Genomic DNA, 14,195 nt, shown 5'->3' with positions numbered 1-14,195 from the left:
CTCAGGAAGCGCATCGGCGCGCCGAAGTGGCGGCCGTGTCGGGTTCGGCTCGGCCAACGGCGGCAAGTCGCTGCAGGGTGCCAGCGCGTACATCTGTTGAACCCGGCCGCAGCCCTTTCGTCGTGGATGTGCGCCGTCATCCCGCGCGAATGCCAGCTGGAGGCGATGCGACAATCGCCCCCGCCATGACAGACACACTCACGATCACCCGCCCCGACGACTGGCACCTGCACGTGCGCGACGGCGCCGCCCTCGAAGCCGTTGTGCCGCATTCGGCCCGCCAGATGGGCCGCGCACTGATCATGCCGAACCTGCGTCCGCCGGTCACGACCGCGCAACAGGCCCTGGCCTACCGCGACCGCATCCTGGCCGCCGTGCCGGCCGGCACGGCCTTCGAGCCGGTGATGTCGCTGTACCTCACCGACAAGCTGCCGCCCGAGGAAATCGCGCTGGCGGCCGAAGCCGGCGTGCGCGCGCTCAAGCTCTATCCGGCCGGCGCCACCACCAACAGCGACGCCGGCGTGACCGACCTGCGCCACACCTACAAGACGCTCGAGGCCATGCAGAAGCACGGCCTGCTGTTCCTGGTGCACGGCGAAGTCACCGATCCGAGCATCGACCTGTTCGACCGCGAGGCGGTCTTCATCGACCGCGTGCTGATCCCGCTGCGGCGCGACTTCCCCGAGCTGAAGATCGTGTTCGAGCACCTGACGACCAAGGAAGGCGCCGACTACGTGCGCTCCGCCGACCGCTTCACCGCGGCCACGATCACGGCGCACCACCTGCTCTACAACCGCAACGCGATCTTCACCGGCGGCATCCGGCCGCACTACTACTGCCTGCCGGTGCTCAAGCGCGAGACCCACCGCGTGGCGCTGGTCGAGGCCGCCACCAGCGGCAGCGACCGCTTCTTCCTCGGCACCGACAGCGCGCCGCACGCCTCGCACCTCAAGGAGCATGCGCTGGGCTGCGCGGGCTGCTACACCGCGCTGACCGCGATCGAGCTCTACGCCGAGGCCTTCGACAACGCGGGCGCGCTCGACAAGCTCGAGGGCTTCGCGAGCTTTCACGGACCCGACTTCTACAGCCTGCCGCGCAACACCGACACCGTCACGCTGCGCCGCGAAGCGTGGACCGTGCCCGAGACCGTGCCCTACGGCGAGGCCGAGCTGAAACCGCTGCGCGGTGGCGAGTCGCTGCCCTGGAGGCTCGTATGAACGCGGCCCCGAAGGTCATGCTGCTGATCGATGCCGACAACGTCTCGGCCGACGTGATGGAGCAGGCGGTGCAGCTGGTGCTGAAGGAACACGGCGCGCTGCACGTGCGCCGCGCCTACGGCACGCCCGAGGTCGCGCTCAAGCACCAGGCGCTGTTCAAGCGGCTCTCGGTGCGGCCGATGGTCAACCTGGCCGCGGGCAAGAACAGCACCGATATCGCGCTGGCCGTCGATGCGATCGACCTGGCGATCGCCGAGCGGCCGCAGATCGTCTACCTGGTGTCCTCCGACTCCGACTTCGCGCCGCTGGTGATCCGGCTGCGCGAGAAGGGCTGCCGCGTCTGCGGCATCGGCCAGCAGGGCAAGACCGGCGACGAGACCGTGGCCGCCTACGACGCCTTCACCGACCTGCAGCACCACGCGGCGCGCGCGCCATCCGCCGCTGCAGAATCGGCGTCTCGATCGCGGCGTGCGCAGCCCGCGGCCGAAGCCGCGCCCCGTCCGGCGCGCAAGACCGCCGCGAAGGCCGTCGCCAAACCGGCGGCCCGCACGGTCGCGCCGTCGCCTGCACCCGCTCCCGCAGCCAAGACCGCGCCGGCCAAGAAGGTCGCGCGCAAGACCGCCGCCCGGAAGACGGCCGCCGCGCCCCAGCCCGCGCCGGTGTCCGAAGCGGCCGAGTTCATCCTCACGGCCGTGCCGGCACTGCGCAGCGGGAACGAGGTGCAGCTCAACGACGTGGCGCAGGCGCTGCGCGCGGCCGGCCTGCTGAGCAAGAGCGGCAGCTCGCTCAAGCTGTTCGACAAGCTCACGTCGGAGTTCGCGGTGATGCAGCACCCCGACCGCATCCGCTGGACGGGCGCGCCCGCGCCTTGAGCCTGAGCGCGATCGACTGGGCGCAGCCCTGGCTCGCGCCGTATCGCTTGCGCGGCGAAGCGGTGGCGCAGGCCGCGCAGCAGGCATCGGTGGCCGCGGCGTTGTCGGCATCGAAGCCCGGAAATGCGCCCGCCTTCGTGCCGCAGGATGCCTTGCCCACGGGCCAGGCCTACGAGGCCCACATCTTCGAAACCCGCAGTGTCCCGACCCGCGACAACCTGCACGACTTCTTCAACGGCCTCGTGTGGTGCGCCTTCCCGCACAGCAAACGTCAGCTCAATGCGCTGCAGGCCGCGGAGATCGCACGGGCCGGCATCGGCACCACGCGCGGGCCGCTGCGCGATGCGCTCACGCTGTTCGACGAGAACGGCGCGCTGCTCGAGGCACCGCCCGTGCTGTGGCAGGCCTTGATCGAACGCGACTGGCACGCGCTGTTCGTCACCGAGCGGGCGCGCTGGCGCGATGCGCGGCTGCTGGTTTTCGGCCATGCGCTGCTCGAGAAGCTGGTGACGCCGCGCAAGCCCATCACCGCGCATGTGCTGCGCATGCCCGGGCCGTACACGGCCGACGCTTTCGACGATGCCGCCCTGGCGGACGCACTCGACGCGGCATGGCTGCGAACCAAGCCCTTCGTGGCGCTGCCGGTGCTGGGCGTGCCGGGCTGGTGCGCCGAGAACGCGTCGGCGAGTTTCTATGCCGATGCGCAGGTCTTCAGGCCCAGGGCATGACCGGTTCGCGTGCCGCGCCGGGTCGATCGCATCCGCGGCATGCGTGCCCCGAACGATCCGGCCCGAACGGAAAACACCCGCCGCTTTCGCCGATACTTCGCCCCTTTTGAAAACGCCGCGTGTGCGGCAAGAGGGAGAAACAAAATGATCTTTGTCTGGTCGGGTCTCGGTTTTCTGGTGGTGCCCATCGTGGCCATCACCGCCATGGTGGTGACGATGCTGCTGGAGGGGCTGCTCGGCGCCATCGGGCACAGCGAGTGGGTGACGACCGCCATTGCGCTCGGCATCTTTTCCGGTGCGGCGGCCAACTGGTTCATCGGCCGCAAGCTCAACAGCAAGCCGCCGCGCGAGCTGATCGACCCCAAGACCCAGCAGACGGTGCTGCTCTACAAGCGGCACAAGCTCTTCTGGGTGCCGATGCAGTACTGGTCGTTCCCGGTGGCGGTCATCGGCGTGTTCGTGCTGCTCGCGCAGTCGACCCAGGCCGCACCGTCGGCCGGCGCCAAGGCGCTGCCGTCGCTGCAGGGTCTGATCGAATGCAAGGGCACGGCCGGCGGCATTCCGGCCTATGCCGCGAGGCTGGAAGAAGGCACGCTCGCGGGCTGGACCCGGAGCCCGGAACTCAGCGCCTTCCTGTCCGACGTCTGGCACATGCCCCAGCCGATCACGGTCGCGGGCTTCCAGGTGCAGGACGTGCGCTTCGGCAGCCACGAACTGGGCAACTATTCGGTGCATGCCGTGACCACCAGCACCGACCTCGATGCGGTCGCACGCCAGCTGGGCCTGCGCGGCGTCGACGGCCGCGGCCTGGCGCGCGAAGCGGGCAAGGGCGCGTGGGTCGTGGCGAGCCAGCTCAAGGGGCGTGTCGAAGTGGGCTGCGAATACCCGAACCCCAAGCTCGCCGGCTGAGTGCAGCCGCGGCAAGGCATGAGGCCTTGCGCGCCTGGACCACGCCGCGGCGCGCCTCGATCGCCCAGGCGACCGACAGGCCCTGGCGAACAGGGGGATTCCCACGGCGCGCTGGTTTTTGCTCCTATCATGCTTGCCCGGCTGCCGCCGTCCGGAACGCCCATGACGCTTCAACGCCAGGGCCTCCATGCCGTGCATGGCTTGAAGAAAGCCCCGGGGCCCCTATCTGAGAGGGGCAGATTCCCCCCACGGAGAAACCAACTTGAAACGCATTCTTCTGTTCGTCCTGACCAACGTGATGGTGGTCGCGGTGCTGGGCGTGGTCGCGAGCCTGCTCGGCGTCAACCGCTTCCTCACGGCCAACGGGCTCAACCTCACGGCGCTGCTGGGCTTCGCGCTCGTCATGGGCTTCGGCGGCGCATTCATCTCGCTCCTGATCAGCAAGCCGATGGCCAAGTGGACCGCCGGCCTGCGCATGATCGACAACCCCCAGACGCCCGACGAGGCCTGGATCGTCGCCACCGTGCGCAAGTTCGCCGACAAGGCCGGCATCGGCATGCCCGAGGTCGCGATCTTCGAGGGCGAGCCCAACGCCTTCGCCACCGGTGCGTTCAAGAACTCCTCGCTGGTCGCAGTGTCGACCGGCCTGCTGCAGGGCATGACGCGCGAAGAGGTCGAGGCCGTGATCGGCCACGAGGTGGCCCACATCGCCAACGGCGACATGGTGACGATGGCGCTGATCCAGGGCGTGATGAACACCTTCGTGGTGTTCCTGTCGCGCGTGATCGGCTATGCGGTCGATTCCTTCCTGCGCCGCGGCGACGACCGCAGCTCGGGCCCCGGCATCGGCTACTACGTGAGCACCATCGTGCTCGACATCGTGCTGGGCTTCGCCGCCGCGATCGTCGTGGCCTGGTTCTCGCGCCAGCGCGAATTCCGTGCCGACGCCGGTGCCGCCGACCTCATGGGCCGCAAGCAGCCGATGATGAACGCACTGGCCCGCCTGGGCGGCCTGCCCGCTGGTGAATTGCCCAAGGCGGTCGAAACCATGGGCATCACGGGCAAGATGGGCAAGCTGTTCGCCACCCACCCGCCGATCGAAGAGCGCATCGCGGCGCTGCAGAACGCGCAGCGCGGCTGAGCGACGAAGCACGCCTCTCCCCATGAAAAAGCCGGCGCTGGACGCCGGCTTTTTCATGGGCGCCGGGCGCTCAGGCGGCCGGCGTTTCGGTCGTCGGTGCCGTGTCGTCGGCGGGCGGGGTTTCGGCTTCGACGGCCTCCGTCGCTTCGGCAGCTTCGGCCGCGGCAACGGCTGCCGCGGCGGCGCGCTTCTCGTCCTCCGCCTTGTCGCGGCGCACCCGGTTCAGCGTGCGCGCGACGTCCTTCGGGTCCATGCCGTACATGTCGGCGAACTCGGCCTCGGTCTTGCCGCTGGCCTCGAAGGCGCGGGCCAGCGCTTCGCGCTTGGCGGCCTGGCGGCCCAGTTCGGCCAGCGCGTCGTCGAGGGCTGCGTTCGATGCGTCGTCGCGTGCGCGCACGCGCTCGGCATAGGCTTCGCGGCCGACGCCCGAGGCTTCGATCGCGGCCATGATGCGTTCGCGCAGCTGCGGGCCCAGGTCTTCCTTGCTGCGCGCCTGGCGGCGGCGGAAGGCCTCGAGGATCGCGTGGTGGATGTGCTCGGGCGCGACCGGCTCGACCGGGTTGCCCTGCAGGTCATGGCGCGGATGGCCGGCGGCCACGCATTCGAGATAGCGCGTCGAGCGGGCATGCAGGCCCATCGCGAGCTTCAGGTCCTCGGCCTTGAACTCGTCGCCGTGCGCGGCCAGCAGTTCCTGGTAGATGCCCAGCTTGAGCGGCAGGAAGCGTGCGCCGAAGAGCTTGGGGTAGAGCTCGAACAGGCGCTCGAGCACCGGGTGCACCTTGCGTGCGGCCTGCTGCTGGGGCTTGCGCTGGGCATTCGCCTGCTTCGCCGCCGGTTGCGCGGCTGGCTGGTCTTGATCGGGAGCCGCTGCGCCATCGGCCGGGCGCGCGCGGCGGCCGCGGCCGCCCCGTCCGCCGCGCGAGCGGGGCGGGCGACCGGTCGATTCCTGCGGTGCGTCGGGCGATGAGGGCGCTGCGGTATCGGCCGCCGGCGAAGGCACGGCGACGGCTTCGACCGGTGCGGGGGTGGTGGTTTCGGGAGCGTCTGTCATGGATCTGTTCGGGGTGAGGGCCGCACCGAAGTGCCGCAAAACGAGGGGCCCGCGCTCAGCGCGGACGGAACATCTTGAAGAGATTGTCGGGGGTCACGGAAAAGTAGTCGGCCGGGCCGCCTGCACGCAGGATCGGTTCGGCCGCCGCCGTGTCGTAGATGCCGTTCTGGAGCAGGTGGCGCGCGATGTGCACGCCCACCACTTCGCCCAGCACCAGCCAGGTCTCGACGGCATGGCCGTCGGCGCCCTGCAGCTGCACGATCTGCGTGAGCCTGCACTCGAAGGACACCGGGCTCTCGGCCACGCGCGGCGCGGCGATGCAGCGCGAGGCCACGGGTGTGAGCCCGGCGAGCACGAACTCGTCGACCTCGGGCGGCACCGCGGCGCACGAGGCGTTCATGCGCTCGGCCAGCGGCCGGGTCGCCAGGTTCCAGCCGAACTCGCCGGTCTGGCGGATGTTGTGCAGGCTGTCCTTGGCGCCGATGCTGGCGAAACCGATGATCGGCGGCTTGTAGTTGAAGCCGTTGAAGAAGCTGTAGGGCGCGAGGTTGCGCCGGCCTTCGCTGTCCTGCGACGAGATCCAGCCGATCGGTCGCGGGCCGACCATCGCATTGAACGGATCGTGCGGCAGGCCGTGGCCCTTGGCAGGCTCGTAGAAATGGAAATCGTGCAAAGCGTCGTCGGCCATGGGCTTCTCCTTCTTCTTTTTTATCTTCTCAGCGGCTGGGCGCCTGTGCCGGGCCCGCACCGACCGTGCGGCCGATCAGCAGGCGGAAGGGCAGCAGCATCAGCACGCCGACCGCCAGCTTCACGCCCAGGTCGCCCAGCGCCCAGGTCAGCCAGGGGCCGTCGGTGCCCGCGAAGGCGATGCCCCAGAACACCGCGCTGTCGAGCACGGCCGCGATCACCGTGGCCACCAGCGGCGCGCGCCACCAGGTGCCGCGGCGCAGCCGGTCGAAGATGCCGATGTCGAGCAGTTGCGAGGCGATGAAGGCCAGGCCCGACGCGATCGCGATGCGCACCGGCGCGAGGGCCAGCGACGCGATCACCGCCACCGCGAAGCCGATGCAGGCCACACGGCGTGCGGGGCCGGGGCCGAAGCGGCGGTTGATCAGATCGCTCACCAGGAAGGCCACGGGGTAGCTGAACGCGCCCCAGGTGAGCCAGTCGTTGATCGCGAACTGCACCAGGATGTTGGAGGCCAGCACCACCGTCGCCATGGCGAGCGTGGCGCCGGCGAACTGCGCGGCGGAAGCCTTTGGAAACGCCATCACGCGGCCTTCGGCAGGCGCTCGGCGTCCTGCAGCACCGCACGCGCCACCGCCTCGGCCACCTTGATGCCGTCGACGCCGGCCGACAGGATGCCGCCCGCGTAGCTCGCGCCTTCGCCCGCCGGATACAGGCCGCGCGTGTTGAGGCTCTGGAAGTCCTCGCCGCGCGTGATCCGGATCGGTGAGGAGGTGCGCGTCTCGACGCCGGTCAGCACCGCATCGTGCGTGTCGAAGCCCTTGATCTTGCGGCCGAAGGCCGGGAAGGCTTCGCGCATCGCCTCGATCGCATAGGCCGGCAGCGCCTGATGCAGGTCGGTCGGCGTCACGCCCGGCTTGTACGAGGGCACGATGCTGCCGAGCGCGGTCGAGGGCGTGCCGGCGATGAAGTCGCCCACCAATTGCCCGGGCGCGCGGTAGTCGCTGCCGCCGAGCACGAAGGCGTTGGATTCGAGCTGGCGCTGCAGTGCCATGCCGGCCAGCGGCGAGCCGGTCTGGCCGTTTTCCCAGCCGGGGTAGTCCGAGGGCTCGATGCCCACCACGATGCCCGCGTTGGCGTTGCGCTCGTTGCGCGAGTACTGGCTCATGCCGTTGGTGACGACGCGCCCCGGCTCGCTGGTGGCCGCGACCACCGTGCCGCCCGGGCACATGCAGAAGCTGTAGACCGAGCGGCCGTTGCTCGCGTGGTGCACCAGCTTGTAGTCGGCCGCGCCCAGCAGCGGATGGCCCGCATGGCGGCCCCAGCGCGCGCGGTCGATCAGGCCCTGCGGGTGCTCGACGCGGAAGCCGATCGAGAAGGGTTTGGCCTCGATGTGCACGCCGCGGGCGTGCAGCATCTCGAAGGTGTCGCGCGCGCTGTGGCCGAGCGCCATCACGACGTGGTCGCAGCGCAGTTCGCTCGACGCGCCGGTCTGCTGGTCGAGCACCGTCAGGCCCCGCAGGTGGCCGTCTTCGATGTGCACGTCGGTCACGCGCTGCTCGAAACGGATCTCGCCGCCCAGCGCCACGATCTGCGCGCGGATGTTCTCCACCACCTTCACCAGCTTGAAGGTGCCGATGTGCGGATGCGCGACGTAAAGAATCTCGGGCGGCGCGCCGGCCTGGACGAACTCTTCCATCACCTTGCGGCCCAGGAAGCGCGGGTCCTTGATCTGGCTGTAGAGCTTGCCGTCGGAGAAGGTGCCGGCGCCGCCTTCGCCGAACTGCACGTTCGACTCGGGGTCGAGCACGCTCTTGCGCCACAGGCCCCAGGTGTCGCGGGTGCGCTGGCGCACGGTCTTGCCGCGTTCGAGCACGATGGGCTTGAAGCCCATCTTCGCCAGCATCAGCGCCGCGAAGATGCCGCAGGGGCCGAAGCCGATCACCACGGGGCGGATCGGCAGCGCGGCCGGCGCCTGGGCGCTCGACCGGTAGACCATGTCGGGTGCGGTCGTCACGCGCGGGTTGCCGGCCAGCTTGGCCAGCAGGCGGGCGTCGTCGGCCGGGTCGGCCAGGGTCACGTCGACGATGTAGACCTGCAGCAGATCGACCTTGCGGGCGTCGAAGCTGCGCTTGTGGACGTGGATGTGGGCGATGGCCGCGGCGTCGACGCCGAGCAGGCCCTGCACGGCATGCGCGAGCGCATCGGCGGGCGGATCGAGCGGGAGCTTGATTTCTGAGAGTCTGAGCATGGGAATGGGCTTGTGGTTATCAAGCAGGGCCCGAATCTTAGACCCATTGGCCATCCCCCGGCTGACAGCCGCCTTCCGCGGTCAAGGGGCAGGCGCCGTCAGCCCCGGTCGTTCGCGCGCCAGCCGCCATGAAAGCCGAAGGGCACGCGGTGCGGCAGCCGGGCGATCGCCAGCGGACCGGCGTCCAGCCGCATGCCATCGAACACCAGCAGGTCGCTGCGCTGCTCGGTCTCGCGCCAGACGACGCTGAGCAGCCAGCCGTCGGCTTCGGGCGCGTCGGCGCTGCGCGGCACGAACACGGGTTCGGAGGCCACGTCGCCCGAGGGCAGCGTGTACGTTCTGCGTTGGCCGGTGGCGAAATCGAAGCAGGCCAGGCTGTCGTAGAGCGTGCTCTGCGAATCGTCGCGCGCCTGCGGCGTTGCATGGCAGGCATAGAAACCGTAGCGGTTGCGCAGGCCGGTGTAGCGCTCGTCGATGCGCGGGAACTCGGCCACCAGGTCGTCGAGCTGCACACGCTCGAAGGAGGGGGCCTCGCCGGCCAGGTCGAAGGTCCAGCGCCACAGCCGCGCGGCCATGGCCTCGGGATCGCCGGGCCGACCCTCGGCGTCGGGCAGGCCCGGCGCCCGGTCGGCCTGCATCACGTAGGCCACCACGGTGTCGCCGTCGTCCCAGGCGTTCATCACGTGGAACACATGGCAGGCATCGGTCTCGAACCAGCGCATCGCAGCGGCCGGTGCACCGCGCCGCAGCACGCCCACGTGGGTGCGCAGGCCGTCCTCCCAGGCCAGCAGCGGTTTGCCGCGCATGGCGCGTTCGACGCGCATCGTGAGCGGCATGACGGGGAACAGCACATGCTCGCGCGTGAGCATGAAGTCGTGGACCATGCTGGCGTAAGGCGCATCGAAGCTTTCGAGGCGCGTGACCCGGCACTGCGCGTCCATCACGCCGTACTGCATGCCGCGCGTGCCGGGGCCTTCGGGTGAATAGGCGAAGAAGTGCAGTTCGCCGGTGGCCGCATCGGCTTTGGGATGGGCGGTGCAGCGCGCCGCGATCCGGCCGTCGAAGTCCTGGTGGCCCTTGGATGCGAGCGTGAAGGCATCGAGCTCGAAGGGCTGGTGCGATTCCTCCAGCGCGAAGAGCCGTTCGCCGTGCCACACGATGTGGGTGTTGGCCGTGCCGCTGTTGCGGCCCAGCGCCGACGGGTCGCTGGTTGCGGGGTTGCCGAAGGAACCGAACAGCGCGCGGCCGGCCTGGTGCTCGAGTTGCCACTTGGGCGTGCGCGCCCAGCGGTTGCGGTAGCGGACCCGGCCGCCGTCGATGAAGAACGCATGCACCATGCCGTCGCCCGAGAACCAGTGGTAGTGGTCGTCGCGCGGTGCGTGCTGCGGGTTGGGGCCAACGCGGTAGAGCGCGCCGGAAAGGGCTTCGGGAATCTCGCCGATCACCTCGAGGGCGTCGAGGTCGTGCTCGGTGTCGATGGGTGCGTAGTTGCCGGTGAAGAAATGGGCGGTGGCGGGGGGCGTGGATGTCATGCGGGGCGGTGGTTGGAGAAATTCGATGCGCGGATGGCTTCGCCGACATAGGCCGTCAGCGTCGTGTCGATGCCCGAGCCCCGGCGCAGCGCGGGCTCGTGCGCGAAGGCGGTCTGCAGCTTGGCCTGCAGCGCCGCGTCGCCGCCGGCCTTGGCCAGCGACAACGCCTGCCAGTCCGCGGCCAGCGCCCGCATCTCGAGGCTGTTCGCCGCCACGCCGCGTTGCAGGCAGTCGCGCACGCGCGCGACCAGCGCGGGCCAGTCGTCGGTGCGGTCGACGTAGTGCCGGCGCAGCAGCGCCATCTCGTCGACGCTGCAGAAGGGCGCGTACAGGCTCAGCCGGTGGTGCGCCATGGCCAGCGAGATGAAGCGCATGCCGGCCTGGTCGACGCCGGTGAGCGCGCGCAGGCCGGGCTCGTGCCAGTGCATCGCGTAGAGCTTCATGAGCAGACCCTCGTCGCCCTGGGCCTCGTCGAGCAGCATCGCGATCCATTGACGCGCGAGGTCGATGGCCTCGATGCCGTCCGGCGCGGCGCCCGCGCGCATCAAGGCCTGCAGCGTGGCGGTCAGCGCGGCCTTGTGCTGCCGCTGGGCCTCGGCCGCGGGGGTGTTCAACCGGGCGCGTTCGGCGTCACTGAAGTACTTGGTGCCCGCGACCATGCCCTCGAGCGCCACCAGCCACTCGTCCATGCTCGGCTCCGCCTGGACGCGCACCTGGGCCTGCAGTGCAAGCAGGTGGTCGCGCAGCGCGCTCGCCTGGCGGATCTGCCGTTCGAGCGCGTTCAACTGCCGGGCCACGATGTCGCCGATCCCGTGGGCCTCGTCGTCGAGCAAGGCTGCGATGTCGCCCAGCGACACGTCCAGCCGACGCAAGGCCTGGATCCGGTAGAGCCGCGCGATGTCCTCGCGGCCGTAGAGCCGGTAGCCGCTCTCGCTGCGCGCCGCGGGCTTGAGCAGGCCGATGTCGTCGTAGTGGTGCAGGGTGCGCACGGTCAGGCCGGTGCGTCTCGCGAGTTCGCCAATCTTCAACTGCATGCCTTCATTCTCAAAAGTTGAAGGCATCGTAGGACCTCACGTTGCGTGAGGGTCAAGGCGTTTCGCGACGAAAAAGCGGTGCAATTCAGCGCTTGCGCGCGCTCGCCGCATCCCAGAGCGTCAGGACCTGCGTGATCGCCGCGTCGAGCAGCGCATGCCGGGCGCCGTCGCGCGCCCGGATCGACAGGCCGAGCAGGAAGCTGTCGAACACAGCGGCCAGGGACTTGGCATCGGTCGCTTCGGACAGCTCGCCGCTCTTGATGCCGCGCTCCACGCAGGCGAGGATGCCCGCACGCGTGCGGTCGCGCGAGTCGCGCAGCGGCTGCGTGATCGCTTCCTGGCCCGGGCCGCCGCCATAGGCCGCGCCCAGCGTCACCATGCAGCCGCGCGGATGGCCGGCTTCGCACTGCATCTTCGCGGAGGTGCGCAGGGCCCGTTCGATGGCGTCGCGCGGCGCCATCGCCTTGTCGAACAGCGCCTGCGTCACCTGGCCGTGCGTGGCGAGGTAGCGCGCCATGGCCTCCTGGTAGAGCGCCTCCTTGGAGCCGAAGGCGGCATAGAAGCTGGGTGCCGAGATGCCGCCGCCGATCGCGGCCTTGAGCTGGCTCAGCGAGGTCGACTCGAAACCCTGCTCCCAGAACAGGTGCATCGCCTGCGTCAGCGCGGCATCGCGGTCGAAGCTTCGGGGGCGGCCCATCTGTGCCACGGCAGTCTCCTGGTTTCTGGTTGACTTCAATACTAGTCGATACAAAAGTCGTTGACAAGCCGGTGACGGGCGACCTACATTTATACCAATCGATATATATGTCGTGGTCGCGGTCCTCGCGGCTTCTTCGCAATCCCCCACTTCAGGAATCCCATGTCTTCGTCCCGAACCGCGCCGCCCGCGCGCATGCCCGCCAACGAGCGTGCCGAACCCCTGCCCCTGGCCGCCCTGCTGGCGCTGGCCATGACCGGCTTCATCTGCATCGTCACCGAGACCCTGCCCGCCGGCCTGCTGCCGCAGATCGTCGAGGGGCTGGGGGTGTCGGCCTCGCTGGCCGGCCAGATGGTCACGCTCTATGCGCTGGGCTCGCTGCTGGCGGCCATTCCGCTGACGATCGCCACGCGCCGCTGGCGCCGCCGCACGGTGCTGCTCACGACCATCGTGGGCTTCCTGGTCTTCAACACGCTCACCGCCCTGTCCTCGAGCTATGCGCTCACGTTGGTGGCGCGATTCTTCGCCGGCGCCTCGGCAGGCCTCGCCTGGGCCCTGCTGGCCGGCTATGCGCGGCGCATGGTCCTGCCGCACCAGCAAGGCCGGGCCATGGCCGTGGCGATGGTCGGTGCACCCGTGGCGCTGTCACTGGGCGTGCCGCTGGGCACCTGGATGGGCGCGCTGCTGGGCTGGCGCACCACCTTCGGCGTCATGTCGCTGCTGAGCCTGGGCCTGATCGCCTGGGTCATCGCCAAGGTGCCGGACTATCCGGGCCAGGCGGCGGATGCGCAGGCCATGCCCTTGCGCCGCGTGCTCACGACGCCGGGCGTGCGTCCCGTTCTGGGCGTGGTGCTGGCCTGGATGCTCGCGCACAACCTGCTCTACACCTACGTCGCACCCTTCGTGGCGCCCTCGGGCCTGAGCGATTCGGTCGACGTGGTGCTGGGGGTCTTCGGCGCCGCGGCGCTGCTGGGCATCTGGATCACCGGCCGCGTCGTCGACCGGCACCTGCGGCGCGCGGTGCTGGGCAGCCTGGGCGTGTTCGCGCTCGTGGCGCTGCTGTTCGGGATCTTCGCGTCGCTCCCGCTGATGATCTTCGTCGGGGTCGGCGTCTGGGGCGCGACCTTCGGCGGCGCTGCGACCCTGCTGCAGACGGCCCTGGCCGACACGGCGGGCGAGGGCGCTGACGTGGCCCTGTCGATGAACGTCGTGACCTGGAACAGCGCCATTGCGGCCGCGGGCGTGTTGGGCGGCGTGCTGCTCGATCGCGTGGGTGTCGCGTCGCTGCCCTGGGCGGCGCTGGGCCTGGTGCTGGTCGGCTTCCTGATCGCCTCCGCGGCACGCGCGCGCGGTTTCCCGTCGCGGCGCGCAGGGCACGGCTGAGGCGGCCGGCGTGCGCGGGCGGCGACAATCGGACGCTCTCCCGAAGAACGAACGCACCGATGTCGCTCCCCACGTACCTGCTCCTTTCCCCTCCCGACGCGTCGCCGTCGGCGGCTCCGTCGGCTGAAACCATGCGCTGCCTCAACAGCGCGGGTCGCTGGGCGGTTCAGGGCTTTGCGTCGGTGCCGCTGCTGGTGTGGCCGTCGGCGCAGGCGGAGGCTGCGCGGGCCGCGGCCGAGCGGGCATCGGCAGCGCGTGGCGCCAAGGTCCAGGTGGTGTCGCGCACGGATGCCGCGTGGGTCGAAGGGCGCGAGATCGTCGTTTTCACCGCGCTGAACGAGCCGGCCCTGCTCGGCGCCGCGGTCCACAGTGCGGCCAAGGCGCGCCGACTGCACACCGAGGCCGAAAAGTTCGAAGCCTTTTGTGTGATCGTGCAGGCCGCTTCGACAGCCGCGGACCAGGCGTCGTTCGCCGAGGTGGGCCGCGCCGCCTCGAAGGCGCTGCGCGCCAAGTTCGGCGGCGGCTCGATCACCTCGGCCTTTGCCTGGGTGGCGGGGCCGGCGGGGAGCGAGGCCTTGAAGAGCCTGTTGGTGGGCGAGGTGGAGATCACCGGCCCGCTGTCGATCGCGCAGCTCGCCGAGGCGGTGGCGCTGGCACAGAAGGCCGAACGCCTCCGCGAACAGGCGAGCTGAA

General features: G+C 70.1%; 14 protein-coding genes. 7 read left to right on the top strand and 7 right to left on the bottom strand.

Annotated features, from left to right (window positions below):
• Positions 1 to 185 precede the first annotated feature (185 nt).
• The 5 genes from pyrC to htpX all read left to right on the top strand — a co-directional run bounded on the left by pyrC (position 186) and on the right by htpX (position 4,867).
• Entirely contained in the window at positions 186 to 1,217 is a 1,032-nt protein-coding gene (pyrC, locus tag ACSFBC_RS08915) for a dihydroorotase (protein ID WP_435509939.1), read from the top strand.
• Positions 1,214 to 2,089 (top strand): NYN domain-containing protein, encoded by an 876-nt coding sequence (locus tag ACSFBC_RS08910; protein ID WP_435509938.1) that lies wholly within the window; start codon positions 1,214 to 1,216, stop codon positions 2,087 to 2,089. The genes pyrC and ACSFBC_RS08910 overlap by 4 nt, the downstream gene beginning before the upstream one ends.
• On the top strand, positions 2,086 to 2,817 hold the full coding sequence (locus ACSFBC_RS08905) for a DUF3025 domain-containing protein (protein ID WP_435509937.1): 732 nt from the start codon (positions 2,086 to 2,088) through the stop codon (positions 2,815 to 2,817). Before ACSFBC_RS08910 ends, ACSFBC_RS08905 begins: the two co-directional genes overlap by 4 nt.
• 144 nt (positions 2,818 to 2,961) lie before the next feature.
• On the top strand, positions 2,962 to 3,726 hold the full coding sequence (locus tag ACSFBC_RS08900; protein ID WP_435509936.1) for a hypothetical protein: 765 nt from the start codon (positions 2,962 to 2,964) through the stop codon (positions 3,724 to 3,726).
• A 262-nt stretch (positions 3,727 to 3,988) separates the two neighbouring features.
• Positions 3,989 to 4,867 (top strand): protease HtpX, encoded by an 879-nt coding sequence (gene htpX / locus ACSFBC_RS08895; RefSeq protein ID WP_435509935.1) that lies wholly within the window; start codon positions 3,989 to 3,991, stop codon positions 4,865 to 4,867.
• A gap of 70 nt (positions 4,868 to 4,937) precedes the next feature.
• Here htpX and ACSFBC_RS08890 read toward each other — a convergent pair whose 3' ends face one another.
• From ACSFBC_RS08890 to ACSFBC_RS08860, 7 genes are all read right to left on the bottom strand, one after another.
• Entirely contained in the window at positions 4,938 to 5,918 is a 981-nt protein-coding gene (locus ACSFBC_RS08890; RefSeq protein ID WP_435509934.1) for a ProQ/FINO family protein, read from the bottom strand.
• A 55-nt stretch (positions 5,919 to 5,973) separates the two neighbouring features.
• Positions 5,974 to 6,606, bottom strand: a complete 633-nt coding sequence (locus ACSFBC_RS08885; protein ID WP_435509933.1) for a flavin reductase family protein — start codon at positions 6,604 to 6,606, stop codon at positions 5,974 to 5,976.
• Between the two features lie 28 nt (positions 6,607 to 6,634).
• Complete coding sequence (locus tag ACSFBC_RS08880; RefSeq protein ID WP_435509932.1) at positions 6,635 to 7,189, bottom strand: VUT family protein; 555 nt, start codon at positions 7,187 to 7,189, stop codon at positions 6,635 to 6,637.
• Positions 7,189 to 8,856: an NAD(P)/FAD-dependent oxidoreductase gene (locus ACSFBC_RS08875; protein WP_435509931.1), complete on the bottom strand. Its 1,668-nt coding sequence runs from the start codon at positions 8,854 to 8,856 to the stop codon at positions 7,189 to 7,191. The genes ACSFBC_RS08880 and ACSFBC_RS08875 overlap by 1 nt, the downstream gene beginning before the upstream one ends.
• A 98-nt stretch (positions 8,857 to 8,954) precedes the next feature.
• Positions 8,955 to 10,388 carry a carotenoid oxygenase family protein gene (locus ACSFBC_RS08870; RefSeq protein ID WP_435509930.1) on the bottom strand — a complete coding sequence of 478 codons (1,434 nt, stop codon included), beginning with the start codon at positions 10,386 to 10,388 and terminating at the stop codon, positions 8,955 to 8,957.
• Positions 10,385 to 11,422, bottom strand: a complete 1,038-nt coding sequence (locus tag ACSFBC_RS08865) for a MerR family transcriptional regulator (RefSeq protein WP_435509929.1) — start codon at positions 11,420 to 11,422, stop codon at positions 10,385 to 10,387. Before ACSFBC_RS08865 ends, ACSFBC_RS08870 begins: the two co-directional genes overlap by 4 nt.
• Positions 11,423 to 11,507: 85 nt before the next feature.
• Positions 11,508 to 12,119: a TetR/AcrR family transcriptional regulator gene (locus ACSFBC_RS08860; protein ID WP_435510056.1), complete on the bottom strand. Its 612-nt coding sequence runs from the start codon at positions 12,117 to 12,119 to the stop codon at positions 11,508 to 11,510.
• A gap of 162 nt (positions 12,120 to 12,281) precedes the next feature.
• Between ACSFBC_RS08860 and ACSFBC_RS08855 the strand changes: the two genes are divergently transcribed.
• On the top strand, positions 12,282 to 13,502 hold the full coding sequence (locus ACSFBC_RS08855; protein ID WP_435509928.1) for an MFS transporter: 1,221 nt from the start codon (positions 12,282 to 12,284) through the stop codon (positions 13,500 to 13,502).
• A gap of 59 nt (positions 13,503 to 13,561) precedes the next feature.
• Entirely contained in the window at positions 13,562 to 14,194 is a 633-nt protein-coding gene (locus tag ACSFBC_RS08850) for a hypothetical protein (protein ID WP_435509927.1), read from the top strand.
• Position 14,195: the final 1 nt, after the last annotated feature.

The organism is Variovorax frigidus, from assembly GCF_051216515.1.
In the GTDB taxonomy this organism is placed as follows: domain Bacteria; phylum Pseudomonadota; class Gammaproteobacteria; order Burkholderiales; family Burkholderiaceae_C; genus Variovorax.
Note: the sequence above shows the minus strand (reverse complement) of the source record. Positions and strands in the feature narration are given on the sequence as shown.

Coding starts and splice junctions, on each gene's coding strand:
- pyrC (WP_435509939.1), top strand. CDS start 186: ATGACAGACACACTCACGATCACCCGCCCCGACGACTGGCACCTGCAC.
- ACSFBC_RS08910 (WP_435509938.1), top strand. CDS start 1,214: ATGAACGCGGCCCCGAAGGTCATGCTGCTGATCGATGCCGACAACGTC.
- ACSFBC_RS08900 (WP_435509936.1), top strand. CDS start 2,962: ATGATCTTTGTCTGGTCGGGTCTCGGTTTTCTGGTGGTGCCCATCGTG.
- ACSFBC_RS08890 (WP_435509934.1), bottom strand. CDS start 5,918: ATGACAGACGCTCCCGAAACCACCACCCCCGCACCGGTCGAAGCCGTC.
- ACSFBC_RS08885 (WP_435509933.1), bottom strand. CDS start 6,606: ATGGCCGACGACGCTTTGCACGATTTCCATTTCTACGAGCCTGCCAAG.
- ACSFBC_RS08880 (WP_435509932.1), bottom strand. CDS start 7,189: ATGGCGTTTCCAAAGGCTTCCGCCGCGCAGTTCGCCGGCGCCACGCTC.
- ACSFBC_RS08875 (WP_435509931.1), bottom strand. CDS start 8,856: ATGCTCAGACTCTCAGAAATCAAGCTCCCGCTCGATCCGCCCGCCGAT.
- ACSFBC_RS08870 (WP_435509930.1), bottom strand. CDS start 10,388: ATGACATCCACGCCCCCCGCCACCGCCCATTTCTTCACCGGCAACTAC.
- ACSFBC_RS08865 (WP_435509929.1), bottom strand. CDS start 11,422: ATGCAGTTGAAGATTGGCGAACTCGCGAGACGCACCGGCCTGACCGTG.
- ACSFBC_RS08860 (WP_435510056.1), bottom strand. CDS start 12,119: ATGGGCCGCCCCCGAAGCTTCGACCGCGATGCCGCGCTGACGCAGGCG.
- ACSFBC_RS08855 (WP_435509928.1), top strand. CDS start 12,282: ATGTCTTCGTCCCGAACCGCGCCGCCCGCGCGCATGCCCGCCAACGAG.
- ACSFBC_RS08850 (WP_435509927.1), top strand. CDS start 13,562: ATGTCGCTCCCCACGTACCTGCTCCTTTCCCCTCCCGACGCGTCGCCG.